Source organism: Flavobacterium sp. UBA7680, assembly GCF_002482975.1.
Taxonomy (GTDB): Bacteria; Bacteroidota; Bacteroidia; order Flavobacteriales; family Flavobacteriaceae; genus Flavobacterium.
Genome location: NZ_DLHA01000028.1, coordinates 63,259 through 81,974 on the forward strand (window position 1 = coordinate 63,259; position 18,716 = coordinate 81,974).

Here is an 18,716-nt window from a genome sequence, read left to right on the forward strand (position 1 = left end):
TTAATTTTTTAAACTAACTAATAAAATGAAATTATTCAATTTTCTAAAAAGTAAACCCGCAAATACAAAAGAAGAAAGACTGGAAAATTATCCAGAAATGTTGAATTGCAAATTATTATTTATTGATCAACCAAAAGTAGATGCCGATAAAATTTTAGACGAATTAAAAAAACATTTTGATAATGTTGAAAATATCAGTCAGGATAAATCTTATATATTTCAATTTCCCGAATTTAAAATTGAACTTGAAGATGCAACACTTCCTGCTCAATGTTTAATTGCTGTTCCTGATGATAATAAATTTGATGTAGAAATTCCTGATGTTGCTTTTCAGCAAAACTGGCATTGGAGTGAGGCAAATGAAATTGTAGAAAAATGTAATTATGAAATCTTAATTACAGATTTTATGTCAAGAAATTTACCTCATAAGGAAAGAGTAAATCTATACATGACTTTTTTAACCGCAGTAACCAAAGTAACGCAGCCAAATGCAATTTATTCCTTTCATGGAGAAAAAATAGTAGATCCGGTTCAATTAATTGAAAATTGGGAAAGCGGGCAAAAACCAATTCTCGACGTACTTTGCAATATAAGATTATACAATATATCCGATTCTGAAAATAATGAATTGATAATGGACAGCGTTGGGCTTCACTCTTTTGGACTTCCGGATTTTCAAATTCAATTCTCAGGATTTGAAGCCAATGATATAGCAAATCTTCTTTGGAACTATGTGTATTATGTTTTCGAATATGGTGATATTATAGAAAACGGAAATACTTTAGAAGGAATTGAAAGCGGCTCGAAATGGAAATGCCAAAGAGAAATTTCAACACTTTCACCAGAAAGAGTCGTTATTAATGTTTTGCCTAGTTAATTTAACTTGTCCGAAATACACCTCACAATTGTCTTATTAAAACCTAACTTATTGATTTTTAAAGAATAAATTTGATATACAACTTAAAAACCATAAAAATGAGTGCATCAGATTTTACCACAGCAATATTAGTCAATCAATCTCCGGAGGAAGTTTTTAATGCCGTTACAAACGTGCGCGGATGGTGGTCAGAAGAAATTGAAGGAAATACAGCCAAACAAAATGATGAATTTAATTATCATTATGAAGATATTCACCGTTGCAAAATTAAATTGACAGAAGTAATTCCGAATCAAAAAATTGTCTGGCTGGTTGAAGAAAACTATTTCAAATTTACCGAAGACAAAACCGAATGGACAGGAACAAAACCAACTTTTGAAATCACAGAAAAAGACGGAAAAACAGAACTTCGTTTTACCCATTTTGGCTTAACTTCAGAATACGAATGCTTCGAAATCTGCCGTGATGCCTGGACAAACTACATTCAAAACAGTCTTAAAAAACTAATCGAAACTGGAAAAGGAGAACCAAACGCAACCGGAAAACCCCAAACCGAAAACGAAAAGAAATTATCTCAAAATTAAGGGATTTATTTGGCCCACGGATTTTACGGATGAAACGGTTTTTCGCTGGTTATTTTTATGCCACAGATTAAAAGGATTAAAATGATTTAAAAATATGCTGTAAAAATCTGTTTAACCCTTTTAATCTGTGGCAAAAAAAATTAAAACGATGTAAAAAAAGCAACCAGCGAAAACCCGTTTCATCCGTAAAACCCGTGGGCAAAAAAGCAAAACCTTAGCAACTTTTTCAGCTACAACAATAGTAGATTTGGCTACACTCCTCTTTTTGATGTTACGCAACTTTGTAACATCAAAATTTAGAACTTATGAAAATTATAATTACAGGTTCTCTAGGGAACATCAGCAAGCCTTTGGCAAAAGAATTAATTCAAAAAGGACATTCCGTTACCGTAATTGCCAGCAGTAACGAAAGAACACAAGAAATCGAAACCTTAGGCGCAAAAGCAGCCATTGGATCAGTAGAAGATGTAGATTTTTTGGCTCAAACATTTACAGGCGCAGACGCCATTTACTGCATGATTCCGCGTGCTAATTATTTTGATCCAAATTTAGATTTAGATGCTTTTACACGCAAAATTGGAAACGCTTATGCCCAAGCAATTAAACAATCTGGTGTAAAACGAGTTGTTTTCTTAAGCAGTATTGGCGCACATTTAAAAGAAAAATCAGGAATTATTCAGCGTTACAATGAAATCGAAGCCGTTTTAAATCAGCTTTCAGACGTTTCCATTACGTTTATGCGTCCAACTTCCTTTTATTACAATTTACTCTCTTACATTCCTGCGATTAAAAATCAGGGTTTTATTTCAACAAATTATGGTGCCGATGAATTAGTTCCGTGGGTTTCTCCAAATGATATTGCCGAAGCAATTGCCGAAGAGCTTACAACTCCGCTTGACGGAAAAAAAGTTCGTTATGTAGCAAGCGAAGAATTAAATGGCCACGAAACTGCTAAAATTTTGGGTTCAGCAATTGGAAAACCAGATTTAAAATGGCAGTTTATAAGCGATGAAGAAGTCCTAAACGGATTAATTTCGGTAGGAATGCAGCCAAAAATTGCAGCAGGTTTGGTCGAAATGTACGCTGCACTTTATAGCGGTTTATTGGGCGAAGATTATTATAAAAACAAACCGGCAGTTTTAGGAAAAACAAAGCTGGCAGAATATGCAAAAGAATTTGCAGCAATATATAATCAAAAATAGGTAATTTAGGCTATGGCAAATCAACAACCACATCGAATAAAAAGTATCAGCGAATTTCATGAGTTTAGAGATTTGCCAAAGCCTGAACATCCGCTTGTAAGCGTATATAATTTTGAAGATTTAAAATTTCTAAACGAACAAGAACCTAAAAGCCTTATTCTTGATTTTTACTCCATTGCATTAAAAAGAAATGCAAACGCCGTAATGCGATACGGACAGCAGGAATATGATTTTAAAGAAGGCGTTTTATTGTTTATTGCGCCCGGTCAGGTTTTTTCTATTGAAGGAAATTCAGAATTGAAACATACAGGATATTCCTTACTCGTTCATCCGGATTTTTTATGGAATACACCGCTTGCGCAAAAAATGAAGCAATACGAATATTTTGGATATTCGGTTTACGAAGCGCTCCATCTTTCTGATAAAGAAGAAAAAATGATTATCGATATCATGAAAAATATTCAGCAGGAATACCAATCTAATATTGATAAATTCAGTCAGGATGTTATTATAGCACAAATAGAACTGCTTCTAACCTATTCTGAACGTTTTTATAACCGTCAATTCATAACCCGAAAAATAAGTAATCATGAGATTCTGGCTCGTTTAGAAAAATTGCTGGAAGAACATTTTAATGATGATTCCTTATCAAAAAAAGGTTTGCCAACAGTTCAGTTTATTGCCGAAAATCTAAACGTTTCTCCCAATTATTTAAGCGGATTACTAAAACATCTTACCGGACAAAGTACACAGCAGCATATTCACGATAAACTAATCGAAAAAGCAAAAGAAAAACTTTCGACCACAAATTTATCTGTAAGCGAAATTGCCTATGAATTAGGCTTTGAACATCAGCAGTCTTTCAGCAAATTATTCAAAACAAAAACAAACGTTTCGCCTTTAGAATTCAGGCAGTCTTTCAATTAAAAAAAATCGGGCAAAAGACGCATAATTTTCCTATATTCGTAACAATAAAATCAAAATTATGAACCCCGTTTTAAGGAATACTTTGGCTGTTATTGCCGGAATTATTATTGGAAGTATTGTGAATATGAGTATTATTCTAATCAGTAACTCTATTATTCCACCGCCAGATGGAGTTGACAATACAACGATGGAAGGTTTGCAGAAAACCATGCATTTATTTGAAGTTCAGCATTTTATTTTTCCATTTCTGGCTCACGCAATCGGAACATTTGCAGGAGCAGTTACAACGGCTTTAATCGCTGTTAATCATAAAAAGAAATTGTCCTTAGTAATTGGAGCTTTCTTTTTACTGGGCGGAATTGTAAGCGTTTGTTCCCTGCCATCGCCAATGTGGTTTACATTTGTAGATTTGGTTTTTGCTTATATTCCAACTGCTTATTTGGCTTTGAGATTAGTTTGTAAAAAACAATCCTAATGCCTAATTTGGCTGCAAATTACCTTAAATACCACCGTTATTTTATGATCTCAAGATTACTTTTATTCTTTTCAATACTAACCATTAGTATTGGAAACGCTCAAATGAATCATTCATTAATAGTTTTAAAATCTGGAGATTCTTTAAATGGTTTCGGAAAATTAAAATTCGATAGTTTTAAATATAAAAATTACGCAGGAACTGATAAACGTGAAATTGATTTTTCGCAAATCAAACTCGTAAAAATTAAAAAATCGGATACTCTTACAGAAGTCTATAAATTTTTTCAAACTACAAACAGTGACAAATTTGTTGCTGTTTTAGAAGTAGTTTCAGGAAATAATGTAGAACTTTATTGTACTTATTCCAGTTATCCCGGAATGGGTACTGGAATGAATGTAGGAATGAGCGGCGGAGGAATAGGCATGGGAATAGGAATGTCAGTAGATAACACCGCAACCTATTATTTTGCTAAAAGACCTTCTGAAGAAAAACTGACAGCATTAGGCAATTACAATCCTTTGTCCTCTACTTTAAGGGAAAATGTCTTAAAATATTTTTCAGATTGTAAAGCAGTCACTGATAAAGTTGAAAATAAAGATTTTAGAATGAGAAGCGGCTTAGAACAAGTTGCGGCTTTTTATAATGAAAATTGTAATTAAGAATAAAATGAGCGAGAAACTACCCAAACAAAAACCGGCAAAAATGTGTTACGAACATATTGGCGGAAAACTGGGTCAACTGCTCGCTGTAACTTTTGCTGAAAAAGGATGGATCGCCAGGAAAAATCCCGCCGACAAACACTTTTATATTACCGATTTAGGTGAAAAAGAATTCACAAAATTAGGCATCGATATAACACAGATAAAACCTGAAGATTTATAATCTTATAAAACAATGAAAAAAATTGGTCTCGTAGGCGGTATCAGCTGGGTATCGACTATTGATTACTATAAACTAATCAACGAAGGCGTTAATAGAAAATTAGGCGGACTGCAGTTTGCGGAATGTCTCATTTACTCTGTAAACTTTGGCGATATCCAAGAAAAAACATGGCAAAATTCGTTTGATATTTTACTAAAGGCATGTTTAAGTTTGAAAAAAAGCGATGTTGAGGCTATAGTATTATGTGCTAATACCGCACATCTTTATGCAGATCAATTAGAGAAAGAAACCGGACTACCTCTAATACACATAGGAACCGAGACATCAAAAGCAATTACGCAAAAAAAACTTTCTACAGTGGGGCTTCTGGGAACTTCATTTACAATGGAAATGGATTTTTATAAAGACAAATTAAAAAGTTTTGGAATAAATGTTCTTGTTCCTGAAAATCAAGAAACTAGAGATTACATACAATACGTTTTGAAAGAAGAATTAGGTAGAGGAATTATAAATCCGGATTCAAAACAAAACTATATTAAAATCACAAACGAATTAATTATGCGCGGTGCCGAAGGCATTATTTTGGGCTGTACTGAAATTCCAATGCTTATCGATCAATCCCATTTTTCAGTTCCTGTATTTGATACCACAAAAATACATGCTGAAGCTATTGTTAATTTCATGCTGTCATAGAAATCAAGTAATATAATACGTTTTATTTGCTTTTTAAGAACGTAATTTTCATAACTTAGTTTGCTGTTTAATCCTCTAGATTATGACTAAGAAAGAAATCGTAGAAAACTTCTTAAAACTTGCTGCAAGCGGACATCCGCATGAAGCTTTTAGGCTTTATGTGGGCAAAAATTTCAAACATCATAACATTCATTTTAAAGGAGATGCCCAGACTTTGATGCTGGCAATGGAAGAATCGGCAAGAACAAATCCAAATAAAATTTTTAAAATCCATCATATAATCGCCGATCATGATTTGGTCGCTGTACATTCGCATTTAAAACAAAATTCAAGCGATTTAGGATTTGTTGTAGTTCATATTTTCAAATTCGAATCAGACAAAATTATCGAACTCTGGGATTTAGGACAGCCAATTCCGGGTGATATGGTTAATGAGAATGGGATGTTTTGAATTAATGGTGAATTGTTAATTATTAACTGAGTCGAAAACTGAAAACTGAGACTGAGACTGAAAACTAAAAAAAAATCGAGACTAAAAAAATGAACATTAAATACAAAATTCCTGCTTTATTACTTTTGACTTTTCTTTTGTCATACTGCAATTCTTCTGCACAAAAGAAAGATGATTATACCGCTAAAATTGACAGTTTGGTTGAACATACCACTTCTCCGGTTTTTAATGGTGTTGTTTTGATTTCTAAAAACGGGAAAACTTTATATTCAAAAGTAAAAGGTGTTGCTAATTTTGAAACTAAAAAACCTTTAACGATAAACTCTCAATTCGAGATCATGTCAAACAGCAAGCAGGTTGCTGCGGTTTTACTTTTATTGGAAGTTGATAAAGGAAAAGTCGATTTACAATCGCCAATTAAAAAATATCTTCCGGAATTAACGCAGCCTTGGGCAGATTCTGTTACGGTTCATCAGCTTTTAAATCATACACACGGAATTGTCGATTTGCAAAAACCTTTAGCTTTTAAACCCGGAACTCAATTTAGCTACGGAAATTTAAGTTTTAGTCTTGCTGGAAAAATTGTTGAATTTACTACCAAAAAAAGTTATACTGAAGTGGCGAATACTCTTTTTAAGAAACTAAAAATGAACAATACATTTTGCTATGCTAAAGATAAAACACAAAATATAGTTACAGGAAATATTAACTCCAATGGAAAGTTTGAAGCTGTAAAAACTACGCAAATTACACCGCAAAGTTTAGGCGCAGACGGAATTGTTTCTACCGTAAATGATTTATCAGTTTGGAATAATAATCTTCATAAAGGAAAAATCCTAAAACCAGAAACCTATCAATTAATGCTGAAATATAATATATTGGCACAACATAATTTCTTCGGAAAAGCAGATGAAGGCTATGGTTACGGAATTAAAATTATTGAGAAAGAAGCTGTAAAATATGTGGGGCATACAGGTTTAGGCGACGGGTTTTCTTCGGTAAATTTGTATTTTCCTGAAAGCGATGTCAGCTTAATTGTGTTAGAAAATCAAATGAACGAAAGCCGCGATTTGTTTTATATTTCTGAATTTAAAATCAAAAATATTCTACTGAAAAGCGATTTAGTACATCAAAAATAAAAGGCAATGGCAAAGAATAAAACCGCAGAAACAGAAAGCAGTGTTCTTGATTTTATAAATGCTGTAGATAGTGAAGCAAAAAGAAATGACGCTTTTGAACTGATAAAAATAATGAAATCAATCACGGGTTTTGAACCTAAAATGTGGGGACCAAGCATTATTGGTTTTGGAACTTATCATTACAAATATGCCACGGGACACGAAGGCGATGCGCCTCTTGCCGCTTTTTCTCCCAGAAAAGCAGCAACAACAGTTTATTTTTATTTACCCGAAGAAAAGAGAGAAGAACTTTTTTCAAACCTGGGAAAATATAAAGTATCAAAAGCCTGTATTTACATCAAGAAATTAGCTGATATCGAAATCGAAATCTTAAAAAAGATCCTTTCGCTTTCGATTGAAGAAGTCCAAAATTTATATCCCCAAAAATAAAAATGATCACATTCTTAATTCTATTATTAATAATAGTTCTTCTCGTTTACAACTTTTTACAACATCCAAAATTCGGAAAAAAGCCTTCCGGCGAAAGATTAGCTTTAATTGAAAAATCACCTCAATACAAAAACGGAAAATTCGAAAACCAAAACTTTACACCGGATCTTGCTGAAGGCGCGACTTATTTTAGCGTTTTAAGTGAATTTTTCTTCAAAAAAGTAGACCGAAAAATTCCAACAGATTTAATTCCGTCAATCAAAACCAATTTGCATGAAATTCCTCTCGATCAGGATGTTTTAGTTTGGTTTGGACATTCGTCTTATTATATTCAGCTTGAAGGAAAACGATTTTTAATCGATCCTGTTTTTAGCGGTAACGCCTCTCCTATTGCGGGCACTACAAAATCATTTAAAGGAACAGATATTTACACCGTTGATGATCTTCCCGAAATTGATTATTTGCTGCTTACACACGATCATTATGACCATTTAGATTATAAAACAATTCTTCAACTAAAACCAAAAACAAAAAAAGTAATCACAGCACTTGGCGTTGGTTCACATTTTGAGTTTTGGGGATTTCCAAAAGAAAATATTATCGAAAAAGACTGGCATGAAAAAATTGAATTAGACGAAAATCTAACACTTTATACAACGCCGTCAAGACATTTTTCAGGCAGAAGTTTTAAACGCTGCAATACACTTTGGACTTCTTTTGTTTTAGAAGCCAAAGACTTTAAAATGTATTTGGGTGGAGATAGCGGCTACGACCAACATTTTGCAGAAATTGGTGAGAAATTCGGCCCTTTTGATATTGCTTTAATCGATAACGGTCAATACAATAAAAGCTGGAAATACATTCATAATATGCCCGAAGATGTTATACAGGCGATTCAGGATCTAAAAGCAAAAAGAGCATTTCCGGTCCATTCGTCGAAGTTTTCTTTATCGCTGCATTCCTGGGATGAACCGTTAATTAAAGTAACCGAACTGAATGCAAATTCAGCAAATCCAGTTCCTTTAATTACACCAATGATTGGAGAATTAGTTGAACTGAAAAATGAAAATCAGGAATTTAAGCAATGGTGGAAAGGGGTGAAATAATTTTAGATTGCAGATTTTAGATTTTAGATTGAAAACTTGAAACCTGAAACACTCTTTTGTCACCCTGAGCGAAGTCGAAGGGCACGCAAAGGGGCTTCGACTTCGCTCAGCCTGACAAGACTGAAAACTGAGACTGAGACTGAAAACTGAAAACCGAGACTGAAAACATGAATACAAACTATATAATCCGAAACGCTTTCCCTTCAGAATTTGAGGAAATTGGGAAACTTTTAATTCGCGTTTATTCGCAATTAGAGGGTTTTCCAAAAGAAAACGAACAACCCAATTATTATAAAATGCTGGCTAATATTAGTGATTTTACCAATCATCAGGAAACGGAACTTTTAGTCGCTGTTGATGAAAACAATACTATTCTTGGAGCGGTTGTTTTCTTTAATGATATGCAGTATTATGGTTCTGGCGGAATTGCAACTCAGGAAAAAAACTCGGCCGGATTTCGATTATTGGGCGTTGACCATAATGCGCGCGGAAAAGGAATTGGTAAACTACTGACATTAGAATGCATCAAAAAAGCAACTGAAAACAAACAGAAACAACTTATTATTCATTCGACACTTGCCATGAAAACAGCTTGGGAAATGTATGAAAAACTAGGTTTTAAAAGATCTTTAGATTTAGATTTCATGCAGGGAGAACTCGCAGTATTTGGTTTTAGATTACCGCTTATTTCATAAAATTAACATTCAAAAAACAAAACCTTGAAACAAAAAATAAACTTCCTAACGATTCTATTTTTGATAACATTTAGTATGTTTTCTCAAAATACTTATGTGTTTTTAGGATCATACAATCGAGATAAAAGTGCAGAAGCAATTCAGGTTTATCAATTAGATACTTTAAACGGAAAACTATCCAAAATAGCCTCAGCAAAAGACATTATAAATCCTTCGTATTTGACCGTTTCACCAAACGGAAAATATGTTTACGCCTGCACGGATACCAAAACGCCAAATGCCGGAAGTATAAGCAGTTTTGAATTTAATCCCGAAAATAAAAGTCTTACTTTTTTAAACAGCCAGAGAAGCGGCGGCGAAAACCCAGTTTATGTTACGGTTCATAAAAGCGGAAAATGGATTGCAAATGCTAATTATACAGAAGGAAGTGTTTCGGTTTTCCCAATTCTGGAAAACGGAAAAATTGATTCTATCGCACAGAATTTTCAATATATAGATGGAAGTACGCACAAGGAAAGACAAACGAGATCTCACGTTCATTCGGCCGTATTTTCACCTCAATTCGATTATTTATTTTTACCCGATTTAGGCGCGGATAAAATTCGCAGTTATGCTTTTGATGAAAATAAAAAACAGCCTTTAACCGAAGCTCAAACTCCATTTACAAAAACTGATTTAGAAGCCGGGCCAAGACATTTTACTTTTCATCCGAATCAAAAATTTGGTTATTGTATTGAAGAAATGGCGGGACAGATAAGTGTTTATAGGTATGAAAATGGAACTCTAAATAAAATTCAACGTATTGCAACACATTCTGATAAAATAAAAGATGGTTTTGAAAGTTCTGATATTCATATTTCGCCAGATGGAAAATTTCTGTACGCCACAAACCGCGGGAAAGAAAATAACATTGCCATTTTTTCTATTGATGAAAATGGATTATTGAAAAACATTGGTTATCAATCGACTTTGGGAAAACATCCGAGAGTTTTTGCAATCGATGAAACCGGAAAATTCTTGGTTGCCACAAATGTAAATACCGGAAATATTATTGTTTTTAGAAGAAATCCTAAGACAGGATTATTGAAGAAAACAGGAAAAGAAATTAAAATGGAGAATGTTTCTTGTGTGCAGATTAGACGGATTTGATGGATTGATGGATTGATGGCACACGGATTTTACTGATTTAAACAGGGTTTACACGGTTTTTTGTCATTTCGACTGAAAGGAGAAATCGCACTCGAAAATCGACAAAGATTGGCGATTCTCGTTGCAGAATTACTTGTGCGATTTCTCGTTCCTCGAAATGACAAAAAAAAATCATTTTAATCCTTTTATCCCGATAGCTATCGGGAGTGGCAAAAAAAAATAAACAATAAAAAAACGCTATAAAATGACATTATCAAATTTCAACTTACAGCCCGATTTTTTAGAAGACGAAATTGTAAAATTAATTCCGCTTGAGGAAAATCATTTTGAAGAACTTTACAAAGTCGCTTCAGATCCTTTAATTTGGGAACAGCATCCTGCAAAAGACAGAAGTAACAGAGACGGTTTTAAAACTTTTTTTGATGCTGGATTAAATTCTAAAGGTGCTTTTTTAATTTTAGACAAACAAAGTAATGAAATTATGGGAACCACACGTTATTATGATTACAATCCAGAGAAATCAAGCGTTGCCATTGGTTATACTTTTCTTTCGAGAAAATACTGGGGCGGACCTTATAATAAATCAACAAAAAAACTGTTAATCGATTATGCCTTTCAATATGTAAATTCTATCTTTTTTCATATTGGTGCAGAAAATTTTCGATCTCAAAAAGCCGTTTTAAAACTTGGTGCAAAAAAAATAAATGTAGTGCTCACTACAATGAATGGCATCAATATATCACCACACTTTGAATATGAACTGAAAAAGTGATAGTTTGCAGTAACAGTTTATAAATATTTTAATTCATAATTTTTAATTTTAATTCATACTAACAACATGAAAAGAATAAGCGTTTTCTGCGGATCAAGTTTTGGTACCGACGAAATTTTTAGAGAACAAGCCGAATTATTAGGGAAAACTTTAGCCAAACAAAATATTGATTTAGTTTATGGCGGAGCAAATGTTGGTTTAATGGGCGCTGTTGCGGATGGTGCTTTGAGCGAAAACGGAACTGTAATTGGCGTTCTTCCTAATTTTTTAAGATCAAAAGAAATAGCACATTTAGGTTTAACCGAATTAATTTTGGTTGAAAACATGCATGAAAGAAAAATGAAAATGAATGATTTATGTGATGGCGTAATTGCACTTTCGGGTGGTTTTGGAACTTTAGAAGAACTTTTTGAAATGCTTACCTGGTCGCAGTTAGGCTTACATAAAAAACCAATCGCAATTTTAAACATCAATGGTTTTTATGATTCTTTAATCGCCTTATCCAAAACCATGGTCGAAAAAGGTTTTATGAAAGATGTATATCTGGAAATGCTTTTAGTAAGCGATAATATTGATGATTTATTACATCAAATGAAAAATTATACTGCTCCTACTGTTACAAAATGGATTAATAAAGATAAAGTTTAATTACTGTCTCATTTCAATTAAACTTTTTTAAACAGCTTTTTATAGTCACTTGGATTCATGCCTGTATGTTTTTTAAACAAGCGATTCAGGTGACTTGCATCGCTAAAACCAAATTCGTACACAATTTCGTTGATCTGCATATTGGTAAACTTTAATCGGGTTTCTATTAATTTTACTTTATAGGCCATTGTGTATTCCTGAATACTCTGCCCCGTTTTGGTTTTAAAATATTCGCTGATATAAGTTGACGAAACATTAAATGCCGCCGCCATATTCGACGCTTTTAATTGTTCCGGCTGATAAATATTCTGATGCACATAATTCAATAAATCCAAACTCGGAACCACATTCGTTTGGTTAAGGTTAAGAGGCGCAATAAGCGAAATGTTTCTGGCCGCAATTGTAATAATCGTATTTAAAATTTGCTTAATAACTTCCTGTTGCTGCGGAAAATTTGTACTTTCTTCTCTGATAAGTGCTTCAATCATCGCCCTGACCAAAGGTTTGTCTGTTACTGTTTTTAAAATACAGCCTGGCCTGTGGTTGTGATTGTGAAAAATAAATTCAAGTTTCTGAATCCAATCGTTGCTTTGTGTTTTAAGATAACTGTCATGAAACCGAATAAAGAAAAATTTTGTTTTCTCTATAACTTCAAAACTATGTGTATCTTGCGGAAAGATCAAAAAAAACTTATCGCTGCTGTAAGGCCATCGATGATCGTTTATAATTTGAGTTCCTTTTCCTTCGAGAACAAAAACCATTTCAAAAAAAGTATTTTTACGTTCTTTCGCTTCATATTCTAAAACTTCTAAAAACTGAAGTTCAAAAGGATGGTATAAATTTCTAATTTCCATCTTGCAAAAGTACAAATTATTCCAATGATTGTACAAATTTTAAAAAGCTGTTATCCGCAACTTTGTAGTATAAAATCACTTAATATGGAAACAACCTCTTTTTTATTATTACGTCTTGCAATCGCAATCAGCATGTTTGGCCACGGATTAGTTCGTCTACCAAAACTTACCACTTTCAGTAATTGGATGGTGGGCACTTTTGAAAATTCAATGCTGCCAAAAATCCTCGTAACACCATTCAGTTATATTTTACCAATAGCCGAATTTACCATTGGTCTTTTACTTTTATTAGGCTTATTTACCAAACCATCTTTAATTGCCGGAGCTGTTGTTATGCTTGTCTTATTATTTGGTACATCTCTAATAGAGAACTGGGAAGCCGTTCCGTCACAATTAATTCACATTGCTTTTTTTGCTCTGCTATTGCATTTTGCAGCTTATAATAGCTGGGCTATTGATACCTTAATTAAAAAATAAATAGTATGAGTTCAAGAAGAAATTTTATTAAACAAACCGGAATAATCGGAATGGTGGGAATGATAAATCCTATTGAAACTTTTTCAGAAGTTTCAAAAAATGCTCCTGTTTTCTCTCCGCAAAAAACAAAATGGGCAGACGGTTCAAGATTAGTGGTTTCGATTTCGATGCAGTTTGAAGCCGGAGGACAACCTCAAAATGCCGAAAGTCCATTTCCTCAAAATATACAAAAAGGCTTTATTGATCTTCCTGCCGCAACCTGGTATGAATACGGATATAAAGAAGGTGTTCCGCGTATGCTCGACAATTGGGATAAACTAGGTGTAAAAGTAACTTCTCACATGGTTGGAACCGCTGTTTTAAAAAATCCTGAGTTAGCCAAAGAAATTGTACAAAGAGGCCACGAAGCGGCTGCGCATGGAATGAGCTGGAGTACACAATACACAATGCCTTATGACGAGGAAAAAAAGTTCATAAAAGATGGTGTTGATGCCATAAAAAAAGTTACCGGTTTTACTCCGGTTGGCTACAATGCAAACTGGTTACGCCGAGGGCAAAATACACTTGAGATTCTGCAGGAATTGGGATTCAAATATCATATTGATGATCTTAGCCGCGATGAACCTTTTATCATTCAGGTAAAAAATAAAGATTTTGCAGTTGTTCCTTATACCATTAGATGCAATGATATTGTTTTAATTGAAGGGAAAAACTTTTCGGCAGATCAGTTTTTGCAGCAGGCAAAACTGGAATTTGACCAATTATATGCCGAAAGCGAAACACAACGCCGACAAATGTCAATTAGTTTTCATGATCGTATTGGCGGAACACCTCAAATGGTTAAAGCTACAAGCGATCTTATTAAATATATGCAGCAGCATCAAGGTGTGAGTTTTAAACGTAAAGACGAAATTGCTGAGATTGCGCTTCATGATAAAACTACAATTAGAGAATAATATATTTATTTTAGATTTTAGATTTTAGATTTAAATCTAACCGATCAAATCCATACAGGTAAAAACTTGTGTGGATTTTTTTCATTTTTAAATACTGAGCAATGAATTGATAGAAAAACTAAATCTTAATTACATATATTCGCCCTCAAAAAATTTAACCAAAAACATGAAAAAAATTACTTTTTTATTATTTGCCATTACTTTAATTACATTCAAAACAACTGCTCAGGATTCAAAAGTTAAATTTGGAGTGCAAGCCGGACTAACTTATTCAAAATTTAGAGGTTATGAATCTTTCACAGGTGAAAAACCTGGTTTTTCCTATTTATTTGGAGTTTCACTTCAATATAAATTAAATGAAAGCCTCTCTTTAAGAGCTGATTTAAGTTATGACAGAAAAACACAAGTTACTAAAGGATCAACAATAGATTGGTATTCTGAATCACCAGTAATCTCACCAGATGCGATTTATAATTTTAAAGGAACTACATACCTAAATTATATTACACTTCCCATAATGCTAAAATTCAATTTCACTCACAATAAGAGTTTTTATATAAATGGTGGACCTTATTTAGGCTATTTACTTAAATCCGGAATGAAGTATGAAACTTCCCGTCCACAAGACTCAGATGAAGATATTGAAGATACCAAATACAGAAAGTCAATAGATTTTGGAATTTCAGCAGGTTTTGGAAAAGAATTTAAGTTAAATGATAACCATTCTATTTATGTTGAATTACGAGAAAATTTAGGATTAACTGACATTGCTAAACCTGCGATGCCAACTGATGAATCTATGAAAACAAATTCTCTTAATTTAATTACTGGATTTACATTTTAATTCATTTTTATCATTTTCCTACAGCAATTTCATAAATTAGAGGTTTCAAGAAAAGAAGGAAGTTAAACTAACTTCTCACATTTAACTTATAACATCTAACGTTGAAAATGAAACCAGAAAACAACAAATTTGCAAAAGCCGAAATGCTGATTAGAAAACCTGTTTCAGAAGTTTTTCAGGCTTTTATTGATCCGGAAATTACCAGTAAATTTTGGTTTACAAAAGGTTCCGGAAGATTAGAAGAAAACCAAAAAACCGAATGGACTTGGGAAATGTATGGTTTTTCACTTTCGGTTAAAACATTGGTTTTACAGGAAAATAAAAAGATTGTTATTGAATGGGGAAATCCTGATGAAACGACTTTAGTTGAATGGATTTTTACACCGCTAAACGAAAATGAAACTTTCGTGAGCATTACAAACTCAGGTTTAAAAGGAGATTCAGATAAAATTATCGATCAGGTTCGCAATTCTACCGAAGGTTTTACGTTAGTTTTAGCCGGAGCAAAAGCATTTTTGGAACATCAATTACAGTTAAATTTAGTTTTGGACAGATTCCCAAAAGGGCTGGCATAGAAAAGTTTCATGTTTCAAGTTTCTTTAGTTTCAAGTTCTCTACAGCAACCTGAAACTTGAAACATGAAACAAAAAAAACTAAAAATCATGGATACAAAGAAACCCGAAAATATCGACGAATACATTGGCGCATTTCCCAATGATGTTCAGGAAATTTTAGAGAAAGTTAGAATGACGATTCAGAAAGCAGCGCCGGATGCAAAGGAAAAAATCAGCTATTCGATGCCGGCTTTTGACCAAAACGGAATCGTGGTTTATTTTGCGGCTTTTAAAAATCATATAGGATTGTATGCTTTACCTAGCGGACATGAAGCTTTTGCGGCAGAACTTTCTAAGTATAAATCTGGGAAAGGTTCGGTTCAGTTTCCTTTAAAAGAAAAAATGCCATATGATTTAATTACTAAAATTGTGAAATTTAGAGTAAAGCAAAATCTGGAGAAAGCGAAAAAGAAATAACCGAAATGAATTTAGCAGAACATTACAATCAACTTTATAAAACATCTTCTGAAACTATTTTAAGCGGAAATTACAGTTTAGATTCCAAAATAAATGATACTTCAGATTCCCGATTTGGTATTACACTTCTCCTCCGCCCCAGCGAAAAAATAAAAAGCAATATTCAGCTGTTTTTAAATGAATTAAAAGCCGTTGAACCTAATCAATATTATTATCCTAATTCTGATATTCATATTACGGTAATGTCGATTATTTCGTGTTATGAAGGTTTTAGTTTAGATAAAATTAATGTTGAAGATTATATCAAGATTATCGAGAAAAGTTTAGAAGATTTAGGCGAAATCAAAATTGAATTTCGCGGCGTTACAGCTTCAAATTCTGCTATTATGATTCAGGGATTTCCTTTTGATGAAACTTTGAATAATTTAAGAAATAAACTTCGGGAGAATTTTAGAAATTCAACTTTGGAACAAAGTATTGATAGTCGTTATTCAATTGCTACAGCGCATTCAACAGTAATGCGTTTTACAGAAAATCTTCAAAATCCTGAAAAATTAATTGAAGTTGTTGAGCAATTTCGAGATTATAATTTTGGAGATTTCACAGCCGATAAACTCGAATTAGTTTTTAATGATTGGTATCAGAGAGAAGAAAACACAATTCACTTAGAAGATTTTCTAACAAATTGAAATAGCCACGAATTACACTAATTTCCACGAATTTTTATTTTTAATTAGTGTAATTGCTTCGCCTGTTCGCTATCGCTCGGGTCGTGGCAAACTTATTTTTTAAATGTTCCGAAATGCCACAATACCCCAGACGGATCGTGCAGAAAACATTCACTTCCCCAGTCTAAATGGCGTGTTGGCGTTAGTTTTACGCCATATTTTTCAGTTAAATTTAAGGCTAAAAGTTCCTTATAATAACGATCAGTATCATCAACTTCAAGAAAAATCATCGTGTTTTCAATCCAGCTTTTATCATAATAATCTTGTAGATAAAAGGCAGTTTCTCCTGATTTAAAAACAGAAAAATTAGATTCTAAAACTACTTCTTCAAATCCTAAATCACGATAAAAACTTCTCGAAACGTCAAAGTCTTTTGCTCCAATAAATGGTCGAATTGATTTTATTTTGTGGTTCATCATTGCTTTATTTTAAATTCAAAAATCTATTTGATCCAATTGACAAAACCAATTGGAGTGACAATCACTAATTACACAACCACCTTGTTTATAAGTAATCTTTTCTTTTTCCTCTTTAGAAATTATTTTTCCATTTTTATCAGTTTCATTACCATTCTTGTCTTCATATGTAATTTTAGCAATTAGCCCGTATTTAATTGGAATTACATTATCATTTTTATGGCAAACTGGACATATATTGTCATTCTCTTTATTATATGGACAAACGGAACAATATGGAATTTCTAAATTTATAATCTCATTTTCTTTCAATGAATGTTTGTAAAATCTATTTAATGGATAAGTCCTTGGATTAAGATATATCCGCACTGGACCAGCTTCTAAGTTTTCAAAAACGAAATTTAAATCTTTATCAACTTTTACACTGTCAATTCTTTTACTTGTTTTAAGAATGATAAAAGTATTTTCAGAAACTTTTTTATAGTTTTCTACATCTTTTAAAATCAATTTACCATTTATTCTTCCACCTTGAGAAAAACAGAAAAATGATGTTAGAAGAAAACATAGAAATAGTTTTTCTTTCATTTAGTAATTAATTTTAAAAGAATAAAGCTAAACTTTAGAATATTTATTTATCAAACCCAAGCTGTTTACGTAAATCTAAATTCAAACTGTATTGTTCCTGAATTGGAATTATTTTTCGGGTATTTTTATTAATATCGTTTCCTTCAGCAGTCCATAAAAATGGATAAAAATTGAATACTTCGTCGCCTTTTAATTTAGAGACTTCTGTTCTCCAGTCCTTCCATCTGTTGCCTTCGTAAAACTTATCTAAATCATTGCTAAAACAAAAACCTAAAAATTCAGAATACGTAATATCTAGTGGTTCAAACTCCAGATTATCGGGAGAAAAATAATAAATTTTGCCTACATCTGTTCCTAATCCTCCTCCATTTAAAAAATAAAAACCGCCAATTGCATCATCTGCAATTAATAAAAAAGCAGGTGTTTCTCCAAATTCATTAAATGATTTTCCTTTATTCCAATCTGGCAGGGAACGATTAAATTTTAAACTTCCGGAACCCAAAATCCTAATCCAGCCATCATCAACTAAAATTCCGCCAGTATTAAAAATAACCGCTCCCATTGTCGAGCGGGTTGTAACCTGAGTTTTATACAAAGCATCTTTTGCTTTTACTGCATCAACAGGTAAAATCTCAACCTTATTTTTTGCTGTTTTAATCCAATCTTCTACAAGTGTCCAGCCCGGGTCTGCTTTATCAATAAGTTCTTCGGCTTTTTTCATTTTGTTTTGTGCAGTCGCTGCAAAAGTTAAAAATGTCAATACAATTAACGGAAACTTTGGTATCATTTAATG

At 32.9% G+C, this 18,716-nt stretch carries 26 protein-coding genes; 22 read left to right on the forward strand and 4 right to left on the reverse strand.

The window, feature by feature from the left end:
• Positions 1–25: 25 nt before the first annotated feature.
• From B3C18_RS10755 to B3C18_RS10830, 16 genes are all read left to right on the forward strand, one after another.
• A complete protein-coding gene (locus B3C18_RS10755; RefSeq protein WP_291146511.1) occupies positions 26–877 on the forward strand; it encodes a DUF4261 domain-containing protein in 852 nt (283 codons plus the stop codon).
• Between the two features lie 98 nt (positions 878–975).
• Positions 976–1,461 (forward strand): SRPBCC family protein, encoded by a 486-nt coding sequence (locus tag B3C18_RS10760; RefSeq protein WP_291146513.1) that lies wholly within the window; start codon positions 976–978, stop codon positions 1,459–1,461.
• Positions 1,462–1,766: 305 nt separating this feature from the next.
• Entirely contained in the window at positions 1,767–2,663 is an 897-nt protein-coding gene (locus tag B3C18_RS10765) for an NAD(P)H-binding protein (RefSeq protein ID WP_291146515.1), read from the forward strand.
• 12 nt (positions 2,664–2,675) lie between these two features.
• Complete coding sequence (locus tag B3C18_RS10770; protein WP_291146517.1) at positions 2,676–3,590, forward strand: helix-turn-helix domain-containing protein; 915 nt, start codon at positions 2,676–2,678, stop codon at positions 3,588–3,590.
• A 58-nt stretch (positions 3,591–3,648) separates the two neighbouring features.
• Complete coding sequence (locus B3C18_RS10775) at positions 3,649–4,065, forward strand: hypothetical protein (protein WP_291146519.1); 417 nt, start codon at positions 3,649–3,651, stop codon at positions 4,063–4,065.
• The gene (locus tag B3C18_RS10780; RefSeq protein ID WP_291146521.1) at positions 4,065–4,727 is read left to right on the forward strand and encodes a hypothetical protein; all 663 of its coding nucleotides are present in this window, start codon (positions 4,065–4,067) and stop codon (positions 4,725–4,727) included. The genes B3C18_RS10775 and B3C18_RS10780 overlap by 1 nt, the downstream gene beginning before the upstream one ends.
• Positions 4,728–4,734: 7 nt before the next feature.
• Entirely contained in the window at positions 4,735–4,950 is a 216-nt protein-coding gene (locus B3C18_RS10785; protein WP_291146523.1) for an ArsR family transcriptional regulator, read from the forward strand.
• A 12-nt stretch (positions 4,951–4,962) separates the two neighbouring features.
• Entirely contained in the window at positions 4,963–5,643 is a 681-nt protein-coding gene (locus tag B3C18_RS10790; protein WP_291146525.1) for an aspartate/glutamate racemase family protein, read from the forward strand.
• An 82-nt stretch (positions 5,644–5,725) separates the two neighbouring features.
• Positions 5,726–6,094, forward strand: a complete 369-nt coding sequence (locus B3C18_RS10795; RefSeq protein ID WP_291146528.1) for a nuclear transport factor 2 family protein — start codon at positions 5,726–5,728, stop codon at positions 6,092–6,094.
• An 89-nt stretch (positions 6,095–6,183) separates the two neighbouring features.
• Complete coding sequence (locus tag B3C18_RS10800) at positions 6,184–7,233, forward strand: serine hydrolase domain-containing protein (protein ID WP_291146530.1); 1,050 nt, start codon at positions 6,184–6,186, stop codon at positions 7,231–7,233.
• A gap of 6 nt (positions 7,234–7,239) precedes the next feature.
• The gene (locus B3C18_RS10805; protein ID WP_291146532.1) at positions 7,240–7,662 is read left to right on the forward strand and encodes a DUF1801 domain-containing protein; all 423 of its coding nucleotides are present in this window, start codon (positions 7,240–7,242) and stop codon (positions 7,660–7,662) included.
• Positions 7,663–7,664: 2 nt separating this feature from the next.
• Positions 7,665–8,768 carry an MBL fold metallo-hydrolase gene (locus B3C18_RS10810; protein ID WP_291146534.1) on the forward strand — a complete coding sequence of 368 codons (1,104 nt, stop codon included), beginning with the start codon at positions 7,665–7,667 and terminating at the stop codon, positions 8,766–8,768.
• Positions 8,769–8,935: 167 nt separating this feature from the next.
• On the forward strand, positions 8,936–9,463 hold the full coding sequence (locus tag B3C18_RS10815) for a GNAT family N-acetyltransferase (protein ID WP_291146536.1): 528 nt from the start codon (positions 8,936–8,938) through the stop codon (positions 9,461–9,463).
• Between the two features lie 24 nt (positions 9,464–9,487).
• Complete coding sequence (locus B3C18_RS10820) at positions 9,488–10,612, forward strand: lactonase family protein (protein ID WP_291146538.1); 1,125 nt, start codon at positions 9,488–9,490, stop codon at positions 10,610–10,612.
• Between the two features lie 244 nt (positions 10,613–10,856).
• Positions 10,857–11,384, forward strand: coding sequence for a GNAT family N-acetyltransferase (locus B3C18_RS10825; protein ID WP_291146540.1), 528 nt, complete (start codon positions 10,857–10,859; stop codon positions 11,382–11,384).
• A gap of 66 nt (positions 11,385–11,450) precedes the next feature.
• The gene (locus B3C18_RS10830; protein WP_291146542.1) at positions 11,451–12,032 is read left to right on the forward strand and encodes a TIGR00730 family Rossman fold protein; all 582 of its coding nucleotides are present in this window, start codon (positions 11,451–11,453) and stop codon (positions 12,030–12,032) included.
• 17 nt (positions 12,033–12,049) lie between these two features.
• Here the strand turns inward: B3C18_RS10830 and B3C18_RS10835 are convergent, their stop codons facing one another.
• On the reverse strand, positions 12,050–12,886 hold the full coding sequence (locus B3C18_RS10835; RefSeq protein WP_291146544.1) for a helix-turn-helix domain-containing protein: 837 nt from the start codon (positions 12,884–12,886) through the stop codon (positions 12,050–12,052).
• 84 nt (positions 12,887–12,970) lie between these two features.
• Here B3C18_RS10835 and B3C18_RS10840 point away from each other — a divergent pair, with 84 nt between their 5' ends.
• From B3C18_RS10840 to B3C18_RS10865, 6 genes are all read left to right on the forward strand, one after another.
• On the forward strand, positions 12,971–13,363 hold the full coding sequence (locus B3C18_RS10840) for a DoxX family membrane protein (protein ID WP_291146546.1): 393 nt from the start codon (positions 12,971–12,973) through the stop codon (positions 13,361–13,363).
• 5 nt (positions 13,364–13,368) lie between these two features.
• Positions 13,369–14,319 (forward strand): polysaccharide deacetylase family protein, encoded by a 951-nt coding sequence (locus B3C18_RS10845; RefSeq protein WP_291146548.1) that lies wholly within the window; start codon positions 13,369–13,371, stop codon positions 14,317–14,319.
• A gap of 166 nt (positions 14,320–14,485) precedes the next feature.
• Positions 14,486–15,163 carry a porin family protein gene (locus tag B3C18_RS10850; protein WP_291146550.1) on the forward strand — a complete coding sequence of 226 codons (678 nt, stop codon included), beginning with the start codon at positions 14,486–14,488 and terminating at the stop codon, positions 15,161–15,163.
• Positions 15,164–15,270: 107 nt separating this feature from the next.
• The gene (locus tag B3C18_RS10855) at positions 15,271–15,738 is read left to right on the forward strand and encodes an SRPBCC family protein (RefSeq protein ID WP_291146552.1); all 468 of its coding nucleotides are present in this window, start codon (positions 15,271–15,273) and stop codon (positions 15,736–15,738) included.
• An 87-nt stretch (positions 15,739–15,825) separates the two neighbouring features.
• Positions 15,826–16,194: an iron chaperone gene (locus B3C18_RS10860; RefSeq protein WP_073484868.1), complete on the forward strand. Its 369-nt coding sequence runs from the start codon at positions 15,826–15,828 to the stop codon at positions 16,192–16,194.
• Positions 16,195–16,199: 5 nt separating this feature from the next.
• Complete coding sequence (locus B3C18_RS10865; protein WP_291146555.1) at positions 16,200–16,883, forward strand: mutarotase; 684 nt, start codon at positions 16,200–16,202, stop codon at positions 16,881–16,883.
• Between the two features lie 92 nt (positions 16,884–16,975).
• Here B3C18_RS10865 and B3C18_RS10870 read toward each other — a convergent pair whose 3' ends face one another.
• Genes B3C18_RS10870 through B3C18_RS10880 form a run of 3 tightly spaced genes read right to left on the reverse strand, consistent with a single transcriptional unit; the run spans position 16,976 to position 18,710 of the window.
• On the reverse strand, positions 16,976–17,338 hold the full coding sequence (locus B3C18_RS10870; protein WP_291147007.1) for a VOC family protein: 363 nt from the start codon (positions 17,336–17,338) through the stop codon (positions 16,976–16,978).
• A gap of 18 nt (positions 17,339–17,356) precedes the next feature.
• Complete coding sequence (locus B3C18_RS10875) at positions 17,357–17,923, reverse strand: hypothetical protein (protein ID WP_291146557.1); 567 nt, start codon at positions 17,921–17,923, stop codon at positions 17,357–17,359.
• A 43-nt stretch (positions 17,924–17,966) separates the two neighbouring features.
• The gene (locus B3C18_RS10880; RefSeq protein WP_291146559.1) at positions 17,967–18,710 is read right to left on the reverse strand and encodes a DUF2625 domain-containing protein; all 744 of its coding nucleotides are present in this window, start codon (positions 18,708–18,710) and stop codon (positions 17,967–17,969) included.
• Positions 18,711–18,716 lie beyond the last annotated feature (6 nt).

What these genes read in the sequence shown, in the direction of transcription:
- B3C18_RS10870 (WP_291147007.1), bottom strand. Translation starts at nt 17,338, where the DNA reads ATGAACCACAAAATAAAATCAATTCGACCATTTATTGGAGCAAAAGAC.
- B3C18_RS10755 (WP_291146511.1), top strand. Translation starts at nt 26, where the DNA reads ATGAAATTATTCAATTTTCTAAAAAGTAAACCCGCAAATACAAAAGAA.
- B3C18_RS10795 (WP_291146528.1), top strand. Translation starts at nt 5,726, where the DNA reads ATGACTAAGAAAGAAATCGTAGAAAACTTCTTAAAACTTGCTGCAAGC.
- B3C18_RS10875 (WP_291146557.1), bottom strand. Translation starts at nt 17,923, where the DNA reads ATGAAAGAAAAACTATTTCTATGTTTTCTTCTAACATCATTTTTCTGT.
- B3C18_RS10780 (WP_291146521.1), top strand. Translation starts at nt 4,065, where the DNA reads ATGCCTAATTTGGCTGCAAATTACCTTAAATACCACCGTTATTTTATG.
- B3C18_RS10810 (WP_291146534.1), top strand. Translation starts at nt 7,665, where the DNA reads ATGATCACATTCTTAATTCTATTATTAATAATAGTTCTTCTCGTTTAC.
- B3C18_RS10775 (WP_291146519.1), top strand. Translation starts at nt 3,649, where the DNA reads ATGAACCCCGTTTTAAGGAATACTTTGGCTGTTATTGCCGGAATTATT.
- B3C18_RS10785 (WP_291146523.1), top strand. Translation starts at nt 4,735, where the DNA reads ATGAGCGAGAAACTACCCAAACAAAAACCGGCAAAAATGTGTTACGAA.
- B3C18_RS10805 (WP_291146532.1), top strand. Translation starts at nt 7,240, where the DNA reads ATGGCAAAGAATAAAACCGCAGAAACAGAAAGCAGTGTTCTTGATTTT.
- B3C18_RS10850 (WP_291146550.1), top strand. Translation starts at nt 14,486, where the DNA reads ATGAAAAAAATTACTTTTTTATTATTTGCCATTACTTTAATTACATTC.
- B3C18_RS10800 (WP_291146530.1), top strand. Translation starts at nt 6,184, where the DNA reads ATGAACATTAAATACAAAATTCCTGCTTTATTACTTTTGACTTTTCTT.
- B3C18_RS10865 (WP_291146555.1), top strand. Translation starts at nt 16,200, where the DNA reads ATGAATTTAGCAGAACATTACAATCAACTTTATAAAACATCTTCTGAA.
- B3C18_RS10825 (WP_291146540.1), top strand. Translation starts at nt 10,857, where the DNA reads ATGACATTATCAAATTTCAACTTACAGCCCGATTTTTTAGAAGACGAA.
- B3C18_RS10770 (WP_291146517.1), top strand. Translation starts at nt 2,676, where the DNA reads ATGGCAAATCAACAACCACATCGAATAAAAAGTATCAGCGAATTTCAT.
- B3C18_RS10815 (WP_291146536.1), top strand. Translation starts at nt 8,936, where the DNA reads ATGAATACAAACTATATAATCCGAAACGCTTTCCCTTCAGAATTTGAG.
- B3C18_RS10835 (WP_291146544.1), bottom strand. Translation starts at nt 12,886, where the DNA reads ATGGAAATTAGAAATTTATACCATCCTTTTGAACTTCAGTTTTTAGAA.
- B3C18_RS10830 (WP_291146542.1), top strand. Translation starts at nt 11,451, where the DNA reads ATGAAAAGAATAAGCGTTTTCTGCGGATCAAGTTTTGGTACCGACGAA.
- B3C18_RS10845 (WP_291146548.1), top strand. Translation starts at nt 13,369, where the DNA reads ATGAGTTCAAGAAGAAATTTTATTAAACAAACCGGAATAATCGGAATG.
- B3C18_RS10860 (WP_073484868.1), top strand. Translation starts at nt 15,826, where the DNA reads ATGGATACAAAGAAACCCGAAAATATCGACGAATACATTGGCGCATTT.
- B3C18_RS10855 (WP_291146552.1), top strand. Translation starts at nt 15,271, where the DNA reads ATGAAACCAGAAAACAACAAATTTGCAAAAGCCGAAATGCTGATTAGA.
- B3C18_RS10760 (WP_291146513.1), top strand. Translation starts at nt 976, where the DNA reads ATGAGTGCATCAGATTTTACCACAGCAATATTAGTCAATCAATCTCCG.
- B3C18_RS10790 (WP_291146525.1), top strand. Translation starts at nt 4,963, where the DNA reads ATGAAAAAAATTGGTCTCGTAGGCGGTATCAGCTGGGTATCGACTATT.
- B3C18_RS10765 (WP_291146515.1), top strand. Translation starts at nt 1,767, where the DNA reads ATGAAAATTATAATTACAGGTTCTCTAGGGAACATCAGCAAGCCTTTG.
- B3C18_RS10880 (WP_291146559.1), bottom strand. Translation starts at nt 18,710, where the DNA reads ATGATACCAAAGTTTCCGTTAATTGTATTGACATTTTTAACTTTTGCA.
- B3C18_RS10840 (WP_291146546.1), top strand. Translation starts at nt 12,971, where the DNA reads ATGGAAACAACCTCTTTTTTATTATTACGTCTTGCAATCGCAATCAGC.